Here is a 13,466-nt window from a genome sequence, read left to right as displayed (position 1 = left end):
CAGGCTGAACTTTGCCTGCGAATTTGGGAAAGAGGTGCAAAACGGTGAGCTCGTTTGATAAAACGATGAAATTTAATTTCTCCGATGATTCTGCTGAGACTAACGTAAATGAGGTGCTGATTACTGTGTATGACGCGCTTCAGGAAAAGGGCTACAATCCAATCAACCAGATTGTCGGATACTTGCTGTCAGGTGATCCCGCTTATATTCCTAGGCATCGTGACGCTCGCAATTTAATTCGCAAACTTGAAAGAGACGAATTAATCGAGGAATTGGTGAAGTCTTATTTAGAACAGCATAAAGAGGCGTAAATAAAGAATGAGAATATTAGGACTCGATTTAGGAACCAAAACACTCGGTGTAGCTCTGAGCGATGAAATGGGCTGGACTGCTCAAGGCATTGAGACCATAAAGATAAATGAAGCGGAAGGCGATTATGGTTTATCTCGTTTATCTGAACTGATAAAGGACTATACTATAGATAAAATCGTGCTCGGCTTTCCTAAGAACATGAACGGAACAGTCGGCCCGAGAGGCGAAGCCAGCCAAACATTTGCTAAAGTGCTTGAAACAACGTACAATGTTCCTGTTGTGCTGTGGGACGAGCGTCTTACCACAATGGCGGCTGAAAAAATGCTGATTGCAGCTGACGTAAGCAGGCAAAAACGAAAAAAAGTCATTGATAAGATGGCGGCTGTCATGATTTTACAAGGATATCTCGACAGCTTAAATTAAAGCCAGAGGTGAAAAAAATGGAACACGGCGAAAAAAATATTACAATTGTTGACGAGCAAGGAAATGAACAGCTTTGTGAAGTGCTGTTTACATTTGAAAACGAAGAGTTTGGCAAGTCTTATGTATTGTACTACCCAATCGAATCAAAAGATGACGAAGAAGTAGAAATTCTTGCTTCCAGCTTCACGCCAAACGAAGACGGTGAAAACGGTGAGCTATTCCCGATTGAAACTGACGAAGAATGGGATATGATCGAAGAAACACTAAACACATTCCTAGCGGACGAAGACGAAGAATAAGTCATCGTGCCAAACCAAAGCCGGAGCTATACTGCTCCGGTTTTTTTCTGCTTGTTGCAGGCCTCTTTCGCCCTTATTTTGTAATAAATTGCCGAAATACAATGAATCATGTAGTATAAGAGCTGATGGGAGGAGACCTAATGTATATCAATCAGCAAAAAAAATCGTTTTTTAATAAAAAAAGAATCATACTGTCTTCCATTGTTGTGCTGTTTCTCATCATTGGCGGGGCATTTTTATATGGGAAATCATTGCTTGAACCTGTTGAAAAAGACAGTAAAACGACAGTGAATATTAACATTCCGAGCGGTTCGTCTGTTTCAGCCATCGCATCGATATTAAAGAAAAATGATGTCATAAAAAGCGAGAAGGCATTTCAGTACTATGTGAAATATAAAGGTGCTTCCGGGTTTCAGGCCGGATTCTATCATCTGAATAAAGGAATGGATTTAGATGCCATTATTCAGAAGCTGACAAGCGGGGCTACAGGCTACGCTTTTCAAATCACAGTGACTGAGGGAGCACAGCTGACCCAAATCGCGGCTGCTATTGCTGATGAAACGAAATACTCGAAAAAACAAGTCATAGCGAAGCTGGACGATGAAACATTTATCAATCAGCTGAAGAAAGAATTCCCGGACACTGTGACAAACGATGTTTTCAATCAAAACATTAAGCACCCGCTTGAAGGGTACCTATTCCCGGCTACATACCCTTTTAACGATCCGGACACATCACTTGAAGACATTATCAAGGCAATGATCAAGCAGACAAATTCTTATGTGGAAACATATAAATCAGAAATGAAGAAAAACAAACTTTCTGTGCATAAGCTGCTGACGATGGCTTCTTTAATTGAAGAAGAAGCGACAGAAAAAGCCGACCGCCATAAAATTGCGAGCGTCTTTTATAACCGCCTGAAAAAGAAAATGCCGCTCCAAACAGATCCGACCGTCCTGTACGCGGCAGGCAAGCATAAAGATCGGGTTCTTTATAAGGATCTGGAAATCGATTCACCATACAATACGTATAAAAACACAGGACTGACGCCAGGACCGATCGCCAATGCCGGCATGTCGTCATGGGAAGCGGCGCTGCATCCGGATAAAACGGACTATCTGTACTTCTTGGCCAAATCAAATGGTGAGGTCGTATTTACAAAAACACTAAAAGAGCATAATAAAGCAAAAGAAAAATACATTTCCTCAAAAAATGAGAAATAAAAGGAGAGCAAAAAGCTCTCCTTTTGTTCGCTTTCCGCAAGGTTTTATGATAAAATATATCGGGTTGTTTACCGATGTATCATGATGTATTCAGAGAGTGTCCTGTGCATAAGACTGGGGCACTCCTTTTTAGAACGGGAGGCTGTTTGTAGTGACTGACCGATATGAACAAATAAATGACTATATAGAAGCATTATTAAAGCCTCGGCCAGATAACGTGAAGAAGCTTGAAGCATATGCAGAAGAACATCATGTCCCGATCATGGAAAAAGCGGGCATGGAGGTGCTGCTTCAAATTTTGTCTCTGAAACAGCCGAAAAAAATACTAGAAATCGGAACGGCCATTGGTTATTCTGCCATTCGAATGGCGCTGGAGCTGCCGTCTGCTGAAATATATACAATTGAACGCAATGAGAAACGGCACGAAGAAGCGGTAAACAATATCAAGGAATTTCAGCTTGATGACCGGATTCATGTTTTTTACGGAGATGCGCTTGAATTAGCTGACGCCGTTCATGTAACTGCGCCTTACGATGTCATTTTTATTGACGCTGCAAAAGGTCAGTATCAAAACTTTTTTCATTTATATGAACCGATGCTTTCACCGGACGGGGTGATTTTAACGGACAACGTGCTGTTTAAAGGTCTGGTGGCAGAGGATTACAGCAAAATAGAACCGAAGAGAAGGCGCAGGCTTATAACAAAAATTGATGAATATAATCATTGGCTGATGAATCATCCGGATTACCAAACTGCGATTGTTCCTGTCGGGGACGGACTTGCGATTAGTAAAAAGAAGAGGTGAACGTCATGAAAAAACCAGAGCTCTTAGTGACGCCGACAAGTACGGCTGACATTTTACCGCTCATACAGGCGGGAGCAACTGCGTTTTTAGTTGGGGAACAGAGATACGGCTTGAGATTGGCCGGAGAGTTTTCTCGTGAAGATGTAACGAAAGCCGTAGAGATTGCCCACAAAGAAGGGGCAAAAGTATACGTTGCTGTAAATGCAATTTTCCATAACGATAAAGTGGGTGAGCTTGGCGAATATCTGGCTTTCTTAGCGGAAGCCGGTGTCGATGCAGCGGTATTCGGCGATCCTGCCGTGCTGATGGCTGCCCGTGAATCTGCGCCTGATCTGAAGCTTCATTGGAGTACAGAAACAACAGGCACCAACTACTATACATGCAACTACTGGGGACGCAAGGGCGCGGCGCGTTCTGTGCTTGCCAGAGAATTAAACATGGATAGCATTGTCGAAATGAAAGAAAATGCTGAAGTCGAAATTGAAATCCAGGTGCATGGAATGACGTGCATGTTCCAATCGAAGCGTTCTTTGATTGGAAACTATTTTGAATATCAAGGCAAAGTCATGGACATTGAAAGAAAGAAAAAAGAATCTGGCATGTTTTTGCACGATAAAGAACGTGATAATAAATATCCGATTTTCGAAGATGAAAACGGCACTCATATTATGAGCCCGAACGATGTGTGCATCATTGATGAGCTCGAGGAATTGATAGATGCCGGAATTGATTCCTTCAAAATTGACGGTGTCCTGAAAACGCCTGAATACTTAATAGAAGTCACCAAAATGTACAGAGAAGCAATTGATTTGTGCGTGGAAGACCGTGACGAATACGAAGCGAAAAAAGAAGACTGGATTGAACGCATTGAAAGCATCCAGCCAGTGAACAGAAAAATCGATACCGGATTCTTCTTCAAGGAAACGGTTTATTAATCAAAAGGAGGTTAAGCTATGACTGCCGTAAATGATAAAATATCCACAATCGTCAATGGTAAGCGTGTGATTACGAAAAAGCCGGAGCTTCTCGCACCTGCGGGTAATCTTGAAAAGCTGAAAATCGCTGTTCATTACGGAGCGGACGCGGTCTTTATCGGAGGACAGGAATATGGGCTGCGCTCGAATGCCGATAACTTTACGATCGAAGAAATCGCAGAAGGCGTTGAATTCGCGAAGAAATATGGCGCGAAGATTTATGTAACAACGAATATTTTCGCTCATAATGAAAACATGGACGGGCTTGAAGACTATCTAAAAGCGCTTGGAGATGCCAACGTTGCCGGCATCATTGTGGCGGATCCGCTTATTATCGAAACATGCCGCAGAGTGGCGCCGAATGTTGAGGTTCACTTGAGCACACAGCAGTCTCTTTCAAACTGGAAGGCTGTCCAGTTCTGGAAGGAAGAAGGTCTTGATCGCGTCGTGCTGGCACGTGAAACAAGCGCTCTTGAAATCAGAGAAATGAAAGAAAAGGTAGATATCGAAATCGAATCCTTCATTCACGGCGCAATGTGTATTGCATATTCCGGACGCTGCGTGCTGAGCAATCACATGACAGCGCGGGATTCCAACCGCGGAGGCTGCTGCCAGTCATGCCGCTGGGATTATGATCTCTACCAAACAGACGGTGCCAACGCCGTTGCTTTGTATGGTGAAGAAGATGCACCATTTGCGATGAGCCCGAAAGATTTGAAGCTGATTGAATCCATTCCGAAAATGATCGAAATGGGAATAGACAGCTTAAAGATTGAAGGTCGCATGAAATCCATTCACTATGTAGCAACTGTTGTCAGCGTATACCGCAAAGTAATTGATGCTTATTGCGCTGATCCAGAAAACTTTGTGATTCAAAAAGAATGGCTTGAAGAGCTCGATAAGTGCGCCAACCGGGACACTGCGACAGCTTTCTTTGAAGGAACGCCAGGCTATGAAGAGCAAATGTTCGGCGAGCATGCCAAAAAAACGACATATGATTTTGTCGGCTTAGTGCTGAATTATGATGAAGACACACAAATGGTCACGCTTCAGCAGCGCAATTTCTTCAAAAAAGGCGACGAAGTGGAATTTTTCGGTCCGGAAATCGAAAACTTTACACATACGATTGAAACCATTTGGGACGAAGACGGAAATGAGCTAGATGCTGCCCGCCATCCCCTGCAAATTGTCAAATTCAAACTAGACAAAAAGATTTATCCGAGCAACATGATGAGAAAGGGGAAGTAACAGCCCATGGGTAAGAATCCAGTAGTCATTGGAATCGCAGGAGGTTCCGGTTCAGGAAAAACGAGTGTCACACGGTCCATTTATGAACAATTTAAAGGACACTCGATTTTAATGATCCAGCAGGACCTTTATTATAAAGACCAAAGCCATCTTCCGTTTGAAGAAAGGCTGAACACAAACTATGATCATCCGCTTGCGTTTGATAATGACTATTTAATCGAGCATATTCAGGATCTATTGAATTATCGCCCGATTGAAAAGCCGATCTATGATTATAAGCTGCACACCCGTTCAGAAGAAACGGTTCACGTAGAGCCAAAGGATGTTATTATCCTTGAAGGCATTCTTGTTCTTGAAGACAAAAGGCTTCGTGATCTGATGGATATCAAGCTTTACGTTGATACGGACGCTGACTTGCGTATCATCAGACGGATTATGAGAGATATTAATGAGCGCGGACGCTCTATTGATTCTGTCATTGAACAATATGTGTCAGTGGTCCGCCCGATGCATAATCAATTCGTCGAGCCGACGAAACGATACGCTGATATTATTATCCCGGAAGGCGGTCAGAATCACGTCGCAATTGATCTGATGGTCACAAAAATTCAAACCATTCTTGAACAAAACGCGATTTTGTAATACCATAGCATAGACATAAATAACTCTGACCATATTATGTATAGGCAGGAAGGGAATGTGCGAATTCCCTTCTTTCCCTGTTTATAAACGCGAAATATTTGCAGAACGACAAGATTCAGTTTAAGATAAACAGTACCTATATGGGAGAGAAGAACGAGGACTGCCCTGTGTTCTCATTCTTGTATTTTTTAGTTTATGCTCTCATACATAATCGAAGATGTTGAGGGACAACCAGAAGGAGTGAAGGGACATGGCACAAGAGAAAGTTTTTCCTATGACTGCAGAAGGAAAACAGAAACTTGAACAAGAATTAGAATATTTGAAAACGGTTAAACGAAAAGAAGTAGTAGAGCGCATCAAAATTGCGAGAAGCTTCGGAGACCTTTCCGAGAACTCTGAATACGATTCAGCGAAAGAAGAGCAGGCATTTGTAGAAGGCCGCGTGACGACTCTTGAAAATATGATTCGCAATGCGAAAATCATTGAAGATGACGGCGGATCTAACGTAGTCGGCTTGGGTAAAACCGTCACTTTCGTCGAACTGCCTGACGGCGACGAAGAATCATATACGATCGTCGGAAGCGCTGAAGCTGATCCGTTTGAAGGGAAAATCTCAAACGATTCACCGATCGCAAAAAGCCTTTTAGGCAAAAAAGTAGACGAAGAAGTCACAGTTCAAACACCGGGCGGAGAAATGCTCGTGAAAATTGTGAAAATTTCATAATATCTGTTTAGCAGCGAAACACCTCGTCCACAATGTGGGTGAGGTGTTTTTTTATGATGATATCGAAACGAATGAAGCTGGCAGTCATCGCTTTTTTGATTGTATTTTTTCTGCTTCTGCTGAGGCTTGCGGAAATCCAGCTGTTCTTCACAGAATCATTTTCTAAAAAGAAAATCAATTTGATCCAAGAAAGTGTGAAACAACGAACGGAGGAAGTGCTCATTTCTGATGGAAGAGGCTCTTTTTTAGATCGGAACGGGCGGGCGCTGACAGGCCAAAGCGAGCCTGCGGTTGTTTTGTTCCCTTTTCTGCTGACACAGGATTGGCCGATCAAAAAAGTTGCGGACATCCTCGGCATGTCTGAAGACGATTTGCGCCAGACACTAGGTAAGGCAAAAAAACCGGTCATTTTGCAGCAAAAGAAAATCAAAACACTTTCAAAACAATCTATCACAAAAATCAATTCTTTGAAATATCCCGGCATTTACGGCGTATATATGGAGAATGAAGACAAGCCAAGCCTTGCTTCACATACGATAGGGAGCACGAATCAAGATCCGGCACTGCTCCGAAAGAAATATCCTGACAAGGAGAACCTTCCGATTACGACAGAAATCGGAACAACCGGTTTAGAACGGACATTTGATGAATTTTTGCTTCCGGAACAAGACACAAAGCTTTTATATCATGTGGACGGAAAGGGAAACCCTTTGTTTGGCATGGACGTCAAATATACAGCTGAAGCCAATACATTTTATCCGCTCCAGGTCAAAACAACGATCGATCAAAGCATTCAAAAAGCGATGGAGGAGGTATTGAATGAACAGGGGCTGAAAAAAGGAGGAGCTGTGCTGCTGGACATCGAAAATAGCAGCGTTTTGGGTATTGTAAGCAAACCTAATGCGGATGTGTCCCGGCAAAACACACTTCAAAATTATATGCTGACGCCAATCTATCCCGGATCAGTTTTTAAAACAGTTATTGCAGCGGCAGCAATCGAAAATAATACGGTGAAGCCGAGCCAAACCTTTAATTGCAATTTAAACCTGTACGGGGAACCGGGGGACGACAAAGGAACCTTGTCTTTTGATGAAAGTTTTGCCCAAAGCTGCAATTACACATTTACGAGTCTTGCAGAACAATTAATGAAAAAAGACAGCTCGGTTATTGAAGATATGTCTGAGAAGCTGGCTCTCACTGATCGGGCAGGCTGGGAGGGAAAGCTGTACCACGAAACCGATTTCCGTCAGCTGTATAACGAAAAAAGCGGCGTGATATGGGGGGATGAAAAAGACAAATCAGTCAAAAAAGCCATTGCGCAAACAGCGATTGGGCAGAAAAATGTAAAGGTAACGCCGCTCGAGGTAGCCAATATGATGGCGACAATCGCCCGCGGCGGAGAAAAACGGCAGGTGAAAATTGCCGAACAAATTGAGTATAAGAATGGCACAACGCTCGTTATGTTTAAAGATCAGAAGCTTAAAGGAGAAACGATAGACAAATATACGTCACAGCAGCTTCAAAAAATGCTGCGGCGGGTGGTAGAATCTCCTTCCGGAACGGGCAGAAGGTTTCAAGATCTTCCGTATACTGTAGCAGGGAAGTCGGGCACAGCCCAGACAGGCAAGCTTTCAAAAGAGAAAGAAACGCTTTATGAAAAATGGTTTGCCGGATACTTTCCCGCGGATAAGCCGAAATACGCTCTTGTTGTTTTACACATGGATACACCGGGAGATAAGGCTCTGACAAATTCAGTGTTTTATGATATTGTTAAAAAAGTACACGAAATTGAAATCAATCAGAAATAGAACAACTTCTCAGCACATGTTAAAATATATGCTGAGCCAAGAGGGATAAAGGAGTGCAGAATTATTGAGCAATAATCAATCTCGTTATGAAAACCGTGATAAGCGCAGGAAAGCCAATTTAGTGCTTAACATTTTAATCGCAATCGTATCCATACTAATTGTCGTAGTAGCAGCGAATCTCTTCATTAACAGTCCTTCTAGCAAAGATGTCAGCAAGGATTCTGAAACGACACAAAAACAAGAATCTCCGGCTTCGGGAAAGACGGAAAAGAAATCGGATGAGGATATAAAAGACAGCAAGAAAGATACTTCTGACAGCAAAAAGGATTCTGAGAAGTCTTCAGATTCTGATTCAGATTCAAAAAAAGATGATTCTTCTTCTAAAAAAGATGACTCTGACTCAGATTCAGCAGGTGACGGGCTTAAAGATGCAAAAGTTACAGAAGGCGGCTCATCAAGCGATGTGGAAAAAACGTATGAAAATTCTGACTGGAAAGCAGTCGGAACTGAGCAGACAGGCGAGCATGCCGCTACTTATGATTCAAGCTCACAAGACTGGGCTGAGATGCTAAAAGCCATTTCATATGCAACAGGTGTCTCAACAGATAACATGACGGTGCTCTGGCTCGGAAATAACGGCAGCCCTCAGGACGCCAAAGGCAAGATTTTAGACAAGGCGACTGGGAATAAATATCAAGTCACGATTACATGGGTTGATAAAAAAGGCTGGAAGCCGACAAAAGTAGAAAAGCTAAAATAAACAAAAGCAGCCGGGCTACAACCGGCTGCTTTTGTTTTAGGATTCTGCTGCGAAATGAACCACCGCGCTATAAAATATTCTTCCTTCTGCCACAGCAGTTTGGTGTGAAACAGATTTCACCCGGAGCATGATGGCTTTATTGTTTTCAATTTGTGTATTGATTTTCTTTTCAAGCTCCTGCAATGAAGCCGCTTCAAAAAATTCCACTTTGTCTTTAATCAGATCTAATTGAAAATTCATGTCTTGACCCTCCAGCTTTCACAAGTCATATGAAGTATAAGCTTTTTTGCAGTCAATGCGCAATATGAGATGGCATAAAATACACAAAGTGTTTTAGTACCTGCTTTTCAGAAGATGTGGTATGATAGGAACTGTTCCATCGTTAATTCATAGTATACTTATAGGAATTATTAAATATGGAGTGTGACAAATATGGGACGTGAATTTATCCCTCTCTTTGAAGATTGGGCAGCAACTTATGATCAAACAGTACAAGGCTTTGATATTCAGTATAAAGAAGCGTTCAGAGGCTACGATCATATCCTTGATGCCATCGTCAGCAAATCTGGAATGCACGTGTTAGAATTTGGCCCGGGGACCGGGAATTTGACAGCAAAGCTGCTTGATGCGGGCAAAACTGTATTTGGAATCGAACCTTCTCCAGCAATGCGTAAACTGGCTTCTGACAAACTTTCAGGCAGAACGGAAATCGTAGACGGAGACTTCTTGACATTCCCTAAGCCGCCATTTCAGGCTGATACCATTGTCAGTTCATACGCTTTTCATCATTTAACCGACGAAGAAAAGCGGGCCGCCATAAAGCAATATGGCAAATACCTTCATTTGCATGATAAAATAGTGTTTGCCGATACCGTCTTTGAAGATGCGCAAGCGTATCAACAGGCTATCGATAAAGCCCGTTCACAAGGCTTCTATCAGCTTGCAAATGATTTAGAGACAGAACATTATCCTACATTGGATGCGTTGAAAGAGATGTTTACAGCTGAAAGTTTTGCAGTCCAATTCACTCAGCAAAACGACTTCGTGTGGATAATGGAGGCGATCAAACGGTAAAATGAAGGGAATGTGAATAGATGAAACTAGCAGTCATCGGAGCAATGGAAGAGGAAGTTACCATCCTAAGAAACAAACTTGAAAATGCAAAAACAGAAACAATCGCACACTGTGAATTTACAACTGGCGAATATGAAGGAACTGAAGTGATTCTTCTAAAATCAGGAATTGGAAAAGTGAATGCTGCTATCAGCACGACGCTTTTGCTTGACCGTTACAAGCCTGATTATGTGATTAACACAGGCTCAGCGGGCGGATTTCATCATACATTGAATGTAGGAGATGTCGTCATTTCCACTGACGTTCGCCACCATGATGTAGACGTAACGGCTTTTGACTATGAATACGGGCAAGTGCCAGGTCTTCCGGCTGCTTATCCGGCGGATGAAAAGCTGATCAGCATCACGGAAGAAGCGGTTTCCGAACTCGACGGCATTCAGGTTGCAAAAGGAACGATTGCAACAGGCGATTCTTTTATGAACGATCCGAAGCGGGTTGAAGAGGTGCGTGCGAGATTTTCTGATCTATACGCGGTTGAAATGGAGGCTGCGGCAGTGGCTCAGGTGTGCCATCAATTTAAAACGCCGTTTGTCGTCATCAGAGCGTTATCAGATATCGCAGGAAAAGAATCACATGTTTCATTTGACCAATTTTTAGAGCAGGCGGCTGTCAATTCAACAGAGCTTGTGTTAAAGGTGATCAAACGCATTCATTAAAACGGAGGCATGTTCTCCTCCGTTTTTTCTAAAAACAACCTCTAATAAGGAGGAGGACATACATGACAGTGATTACGGACATTACCGAGCTGATTGGGAATACACCGCTTCTCCGCTTAAAGAACTTTGATGTTCCAGAAGGAGTCGCGGTGTATGCCAAGCTTGAAATGATGAATCCCGGCGGAAGCATCAAAGACAGACTGGGAGATATGCTGATTCGTGACGCGCTCGATTCAGGCAAGGTAAAGCCCGGCGGAGTGATTATAGAAGCGACGGCAGGCAATACAGGGATCGGCCTTGCGCTAAGTGCCAGAAAATATGGGTTGAAAGCGATTTTCTGTGTCCCGGAACATTTCAGCACAGAGAAGCAGCAAATTATGCAGGCGCTTGGAGCATCAATCATTCATACCCCGCGTGAGGACGGAATGCAGGGCGCAATTCAAAAAGCCATGCAGCTGGAGACTGAGATTGAAAATTCTTATTGTGTTTTGCAATTTAAAAACCGAGTAAATCCATCGACTTACTATAAGACGCTTGGACCTGAAATATGGGAAGCGCTTGACGGGAATATTCATACGTTTGTCGCCGGGGCAGGATCAGGGGGCACGTTTGCAGGAACAGCTTCCTACTTGAAAGAAAAAAATCCAGCAGTCAAAACGGTGATTGTTGAACCGGAGGGTTCGATTTTAAACGGAGGAGAGCCTCATGCTCATAAAACCGAGGGCATCGGCATGGAGTTCATTCCCGATTATATGAATAAGAATCACTTTGACGAGATCTACACCGTAACAGATGAGAATGCGTTTAGACTTGTGAAAGAAGCGGCAGAAAAAGAAGGCCTGCTGATCGGAAGCTCTTCAGGTGCTGCGCTTTATGCAGCATTGGAGGAAGCGAAAAAAGCATCCGCGGGAACTAACATTGTTACTGTATTTCCTGACAGCAGCGATCGATATATCAGCAAACAAATATACGAAGGGGGCATCTGATATGAAGAAAAAAACAATGATGATACATGGCGGAATCACAGGTGATGAGAAAACAGGCGCAGTTTCCGTGCCCATTTATCAAGTAAGCACGTACAAACAGCCGAAAGCAGGGCAGCATACAGGCTACGAGTATTCAAGAACGGCCAATCCGACTCGAACCGCTCTCGAATCACTTGTGACAGAACTGGAAGACGGGGAAGCAGGTTATGCGTTCAGCTCAGGAATGGCTGCCATTACAGCAGTTATGATGCTGTTTAACAGCGGAGATCATGTCGTGTTGACTGATGATGTGTACGGCGGAACATACCGCGTGATGACAAAGGTGCTTAACCGTCTTGGCATTGAATCAACATTTGTCGATACGAGCAGCAGAAAAGAAGTTGAAAAAGCAATTCGTCCTAACACAAGAGCCATTTATATTGAGACACCGACAAACCCGTTGCTCAAAATCACCGACTTGACGCTCATGGCGGATATCGCAAAAAAATCAGGAGTACTGCTTATCGTAGACAATACCTTTAACACGCCTTATTTTCAGCAGCCGCTTACTTTAGGCGCTGATATCGTGCTTCATAGTGCGACAAAATATCTTGGCGGACACAGTGATGTCGTCGGAGGTTTAGTTGTAACAGCCTCGAAAGAGCTTGGAGAAGAGCTGCATTTTGTGCAAAACTCCACAGGCGGTGTGCTCGGCCCTCAAGATTCCTGGCTTTTGATGAGAGGAATCAAAACGTTGGGACTCAGAATGGAAGCGATCGATCAAAATGCGCGGAAAATCGCAAGCTTTCTTGAGAATCACCCTGCTGTCCAAACGTTATATTATCCCGGTTCTTCAAATCATCCCGGACATGAGCTTGCAAAAACGCAAGGATCTGGCTTCGGCGGCATGATCTCCTTTGATATCGGCAGTGAAGAACGGGTAGATGCGTTTTTAGGAAATCTGAAACTGTTTACCATTGCTGAAAGCTTGGGGGCGGTTGAAAGCTTAATTTCTGTTCCGGCTAGAATGACACACGCCTCTATTCCGAGAGAACGCCGGCTTGAGCTCGGCATTACGGACGGCTTGATCAGAATTTCTGTGGGAATTGAAGATGCGGAAGATTTGCTGGAAGATATCGGCCGAGCGCTTGAAAATATATAACAAATGGATAGAATTACTTTCTCTGTAAGCCGCCGGATTATATTATAATAGTCGTATACTATGAATCTGGCAGGTGATTCTTTTGAATAAAAATAGAATGAAAACTTTAAAAGAAGACTACAAGCATTTTGCTTTTACATTGCTTGCAGTCAGCACTTTTTTATATATAGGCGCAGTTCTCCCTGATCAAGGCTTAACATTAGGCCAGAAATCGACTATGTTTTTAGCGGATTGCGTATTTTTAGCCGGTGCCTTCTTTTGCGCTGACCGTTCACTTATTTACAAGAAGCGTTTGGAAGAAGCTGACGAATAAAAAACAGCCATCATCGCG

General features: G+C 43.1%; 17 protein-coding genes. 16 read left to right on the top strand and 1 reads right to left on the bottom strand.

Annotation, left to right across the window (positions count from 1 at the left end; all coding sequences use genetic code 11):
- The first annotated feature begins 44 nt into the window (after nucleotides 1-44).
- The 11 genes from ACQXR1_RS10650 (at nucleotide 45) to ACQXR1_RS10600 (ending at nucleotide 9,218) form a co-directional block, all read left to right on the top strand.
- The gene (locus tag ACQXR1_RS10650; RefSeq protein ID WP_003225903.1) at nucleotides 45-311 is read left to right on the top strand and encodes an IreB family regulatory phosphoprotein; all 267 of its coding nucleotides are present in this window, start codon (nucleotides 45-47) and stop codon (nucleotides 309-311) included.
- A gap of 7 nt (nucleotides 312-318) precedes the next feature.
- Nucleotides 319-735 (top strand): Holliday junction resolvase RuvX, encoded by a 417-nt coding sequence (gene ruvX, locus ACQXR1_RS10645; RefSeq protein WP_003229795.1) that lies wholly within the window; start codon nucleotides 319-321, stop codon nucleotides 733-735.
- A 17-nt stretch (nucleotides 736-752) separates the two neighbouring features.
- On the top strand, nucleotides 753-1,034 hold the full coding sequence (locus tag ACQXR1_RS10640; protein WP_014664792.1) for a DUF1292 domain-containing protein: 282 nt from the start codon (nucleotides 753-755) through the stop codon (nucleotides 1,032-1,034).
- A gap of 140 nt (nucleotides 1,035-1,174) precedes the next feature.
- Nucleotides 1,175-2,257: an endolytic transglycosylase MltG gene (gene mltG / locus ACQXR1_RS10635; protein WP_148343590.1), complete on the top strand. Its 1,083-nt coding sequence runs from the start codon at nucleotides 1,175-1,177 to the stop codon at nucleotides 2,255-2,257.
- A 151-nt stretch (nucleotides 2,258-2,408) separates the two neighbouring features.
- Nucleotides 2,409-3,062, top strand: a complete 654-nt coding sequence (locus tag ACQXR1_RS10630; protein WP_014664790.1) for an O-methyltransferase — start codon at nucleotides 2,409-2,411, stop codon at nucleotides 3,060-3,062.
- Nucleotides 3,063-3,067: 5 nt separating this feature from the next.
- On the top strand, nucleotides 3,068-3,997 hold the full coding sequence (locus ACQXR1_RS10625) for a peptidase U32 family protein (protein WP_040082309.1): 930 nt from the start codon (nucleotides 3,068-3,070) through the stop codon (nucleotides 3,995-3,997).
- 18 nt (nucleotides 3,998-4,015) lie between these two features.
- Nucleotides 4,016-5,284 (top strand): peptidase U32 family protein, encoded by a 1,269-nt coding sequence (locus ACQXR1_RS10620; protein ID WP_003229802.1) that lies wholly within the window; start codon nucleotides 4,016-4,018, stop codon nucleotides 5,282-5,284.
- Nucleotides 5,285-5,290: 6 nt separating this feature from the next.
- Entirely contained in the window at nucleotides 5,291-5,926 is a 636-nt protein-coding gene (gene udk / locus ACQXR1_RS10615) for a uridine kinase (protein ID WP_003225916.1), read from the top strand.
- 250 nt (nucleotides 5,927-6,176) lie between these two features.
- Nucleotides 6,177-6,650 carry a transcription elongation factor GreA gene (gene greA, locus ACQXR1_RS10610; protein WP_004399078.1) on the top strand — a complete coding sequence of 158 codons (474 nt, stop codon included), beginning with the start codon at nucleotides 6,177-6,179 and terminating at the stop codon, nucleotides 6,648-6,650.
- A gap of 53 nt (nucleotides 6,651-6,703) precedes the next feature.
- A complete protein-coding gene (locus ACQXR1_RS10605) occupies nucleotides 6,704-8,458 on the top strand; it encodes a peptidoglycan D,D-transpeptidase FtsI family protein (protein ID WP_430772095.1) in 1,755 nt (584 codons plus the stop codon).
- A gap of 64 nt (nucleotides 8,459-8,522) precedes the next feature.
- Nucleotides 8,523-9,218 carry a YrrS family protein gene (locus ACQXR1_RS10600; RefSeq protein WP_430772093.1) on the top strand — a complete coding sequence of 232 codons (696 nt, stop codon included), beginning with the start codon at nucleotides 8,523-8,525 and terminating at the stop codon, nucleotides 9,216-9,218.
- Nucleotides 9,219-9,254: 36 nt separating this feature from the next.
- On the opposite strand, the gene ACQXR1_RS10595 is transcribed toward ACQXR1_RS10600, so the two are convergent.
- Nucleotides 9,255-9,458: a YrzA family protein gene (locus tag ACQXR1_RS10595; protein ID WP_227098862.1), complete on the bottom strand. Its 204-nt coding sequence runs from the start codon at nucleotides 9,456-9,458 to the stop codon at nucleotides 9,255-9,257.
- 192 nt (nucleotides 9,459-9,650) lie between these two features.
- On the opposite strand from ACQXR1_RS10595, the gene ACQXR1_RS10590 reads away from it, so the two are divergent.
- The 5 genes from ACQXR1_RS10590 to ACQXR1_RS10570 all read left to right on the top strand — a co-directional run bounded on the left by ACQXR1_RS10590 (nucleotide 9,651) and on the right by ACQXR1_RS10570 (nucleotide 13,448).
- A complete protein-coding gene (locus ACQXR1_RS10590; RefSeq protein WP_014664786.1) occupies nucleotides 9,651-10,292 on the top strand; it encodes a class I SAM-dependent DNA methyltransferase in 642 nt (213 codons plus the stop codon).
- Nucleotides 10,293-10,312: 20 nt separating this feature from the next.
- Nucleotides 10,313-11,008, top strand: coding sequence for a 5'-methylthioadenosine/S-adenosylhomocysteine nucleosidase (mtnN, locus tag ACQXR1_RS10585; protein ID WP_014664785.1), 696 nt, complete (start codon nucleotides 10,313-10,315; stop codon nucleotides 11,006-11,008).
- A 62-nt stretch (nucleotides 11,009-11,070) separates the two neighbouring features.
- Nucleotides 11,071-11,994 (top strand): O-acetylserine dependent cystathionine beta-synthase, encoded by a 924-nt coding sequence (locus ACQXR1_RS10580; protein WP_014664784.1) that lies wholly within the window; start codon nucleotides 11,071-11,073, stop codon nucleotides 11,992-11,994.
- Nucleotide 11,995: 1 nt separating this feature from the next.
- Nucleotides 11,996-13,135 carry a bifunctional cystathionine gamma-lyase/homocysteine desulfhydrase gene (locus ACQXR1_RS10575; protein WP_430772091.1) on the top strand — a complete coding sequence of 380 codons (1,140 nt, stop codon included), beginning with the start codon at nucleotides 11,996-11,998 and terminating at the stop codon, nucleotides 13,133-13,135.
- Nucleotides 13,136-13,217: 82 nt separating this feature from the next.
- Nucleotides 13,218-13,448 carry a YrhC family protein gene (locus ACQXR1_RS10570; RefSeq protein ID WP_430772089.1) on the top strand — a complete coding sequence of 77 codons (231 nt, stop codon included), beginning with the start codon at nucleotides 13,218-13,220 and terminating at the stop codon, nucleotides 13,446-13,448.
- Nucleotides 13,449-13,466: the final 18 nt, after the last annotated feature.

The sequence above is a fragment of the Bacillus sp. ATD genome, assembly GCF_050585765.1.
GTDB classification, from domain to species: Bacteria; Bacillota; Bacilli; order Bacillales; family Bacillaceae; genus Bacillus; species Bacillus stercoris.
Note: the sequence above shows the minus strand (reverse complement) of the source record. Positions and strands in the feature narration are given on the sequence as shown.

Excerpts from the sequence above, each read along its gene's own strand:
- mltG (WP_148343590.1), top strand. The coding sequence starts at position 1,175 with ATGTATATCAATCAGCAAAAAAAATCGTTTTTTAATAAAAAAAGAATC.
- ACQXR1_RS10580 (WP_014664784.1), top strand. The coding sequence starts at position 11,071 with ATGACAGTGATTACGGACATTACCGAGCTGATTGGGAATACACCGCTT.
- ACQXR1_RS10595 (WP_227098862.1), bottom strand. The coding sequence starts at position 9,458 with ATGAATTTTCAATTAGATCTGATTAAAGACAAAGTGGAATTTTTTGAA.
- ACQXR1_RS10575 (WP_430772091.1), top strand. The coding sequence starts at position 11,996 with ATGAAGAAAAAAACAATGATGATACATGGCGGAATCACAGGTGATGAG.
- udk (WP_003225916.1), top strand. The coding sequence starts at position 5,291 with ATGGGTAAGAATCCAGTAGTCATTGGAATCGCAGGAGGTTCCGGTTCA.
- ACQXR1_RS10620 (WP_003229802.1), top strand. The coding sequence starts at position 4,016 with ATGACTGCCGTAAATGATAAAATATCCACAATCGTCAATGGTAAGCGT.
- greA (WP_004399078.1), top strand. The coding sequence starts at position 6,177 with ATGGCACAAGAGAAAGTTTTTCCTATGACTGCAGAAGGAAAACAGAAA.
- mtnN (WP_014664785.1), top strand. The coding sequence starts at position 10,313 with ATGAAACTAGCAGTCATCGGAGCAATGGAAGAGGAAGTTACCATCCTA.
- ACQXR1_RS10625 (WP_040082309.1), top strand. The coding sequence starts at position 3,068 with ATGAAAAAACCAGAGCTCTTAGTGACGCCGACAAGTACGGCTGACATT.
- ACQXR1_RS10590 (WP_014664786.1), top strand. The coding sequence starts at position 9,651 with ATGGGACGTGAATTTATCCCTCTCTTTGAAGATTGGGCAGCAACTTAT.
- ruvX (WP_003229795.1), top strand. The coding sequence starts at position 319 with ATGAGAATATTAGGACTCGATTTAGGAACCAAAACACTCGGTGTAGCT.
- ACQXR1_RS10640 (WP_014664792.1), top strand. The coding sequence starts at position 753 with ATGGAACACGGCGAAAAAAATATTACAATTGTTGACGAGCAAGGAAAT.
- ACQXR1_RS10605 (WP_430772095.1), top strand. The coding sequence starts at position 6,704 with ATGATGATATCGAAACGAATGAAGCTGGCAGTCATCGCTTTTTTGATT.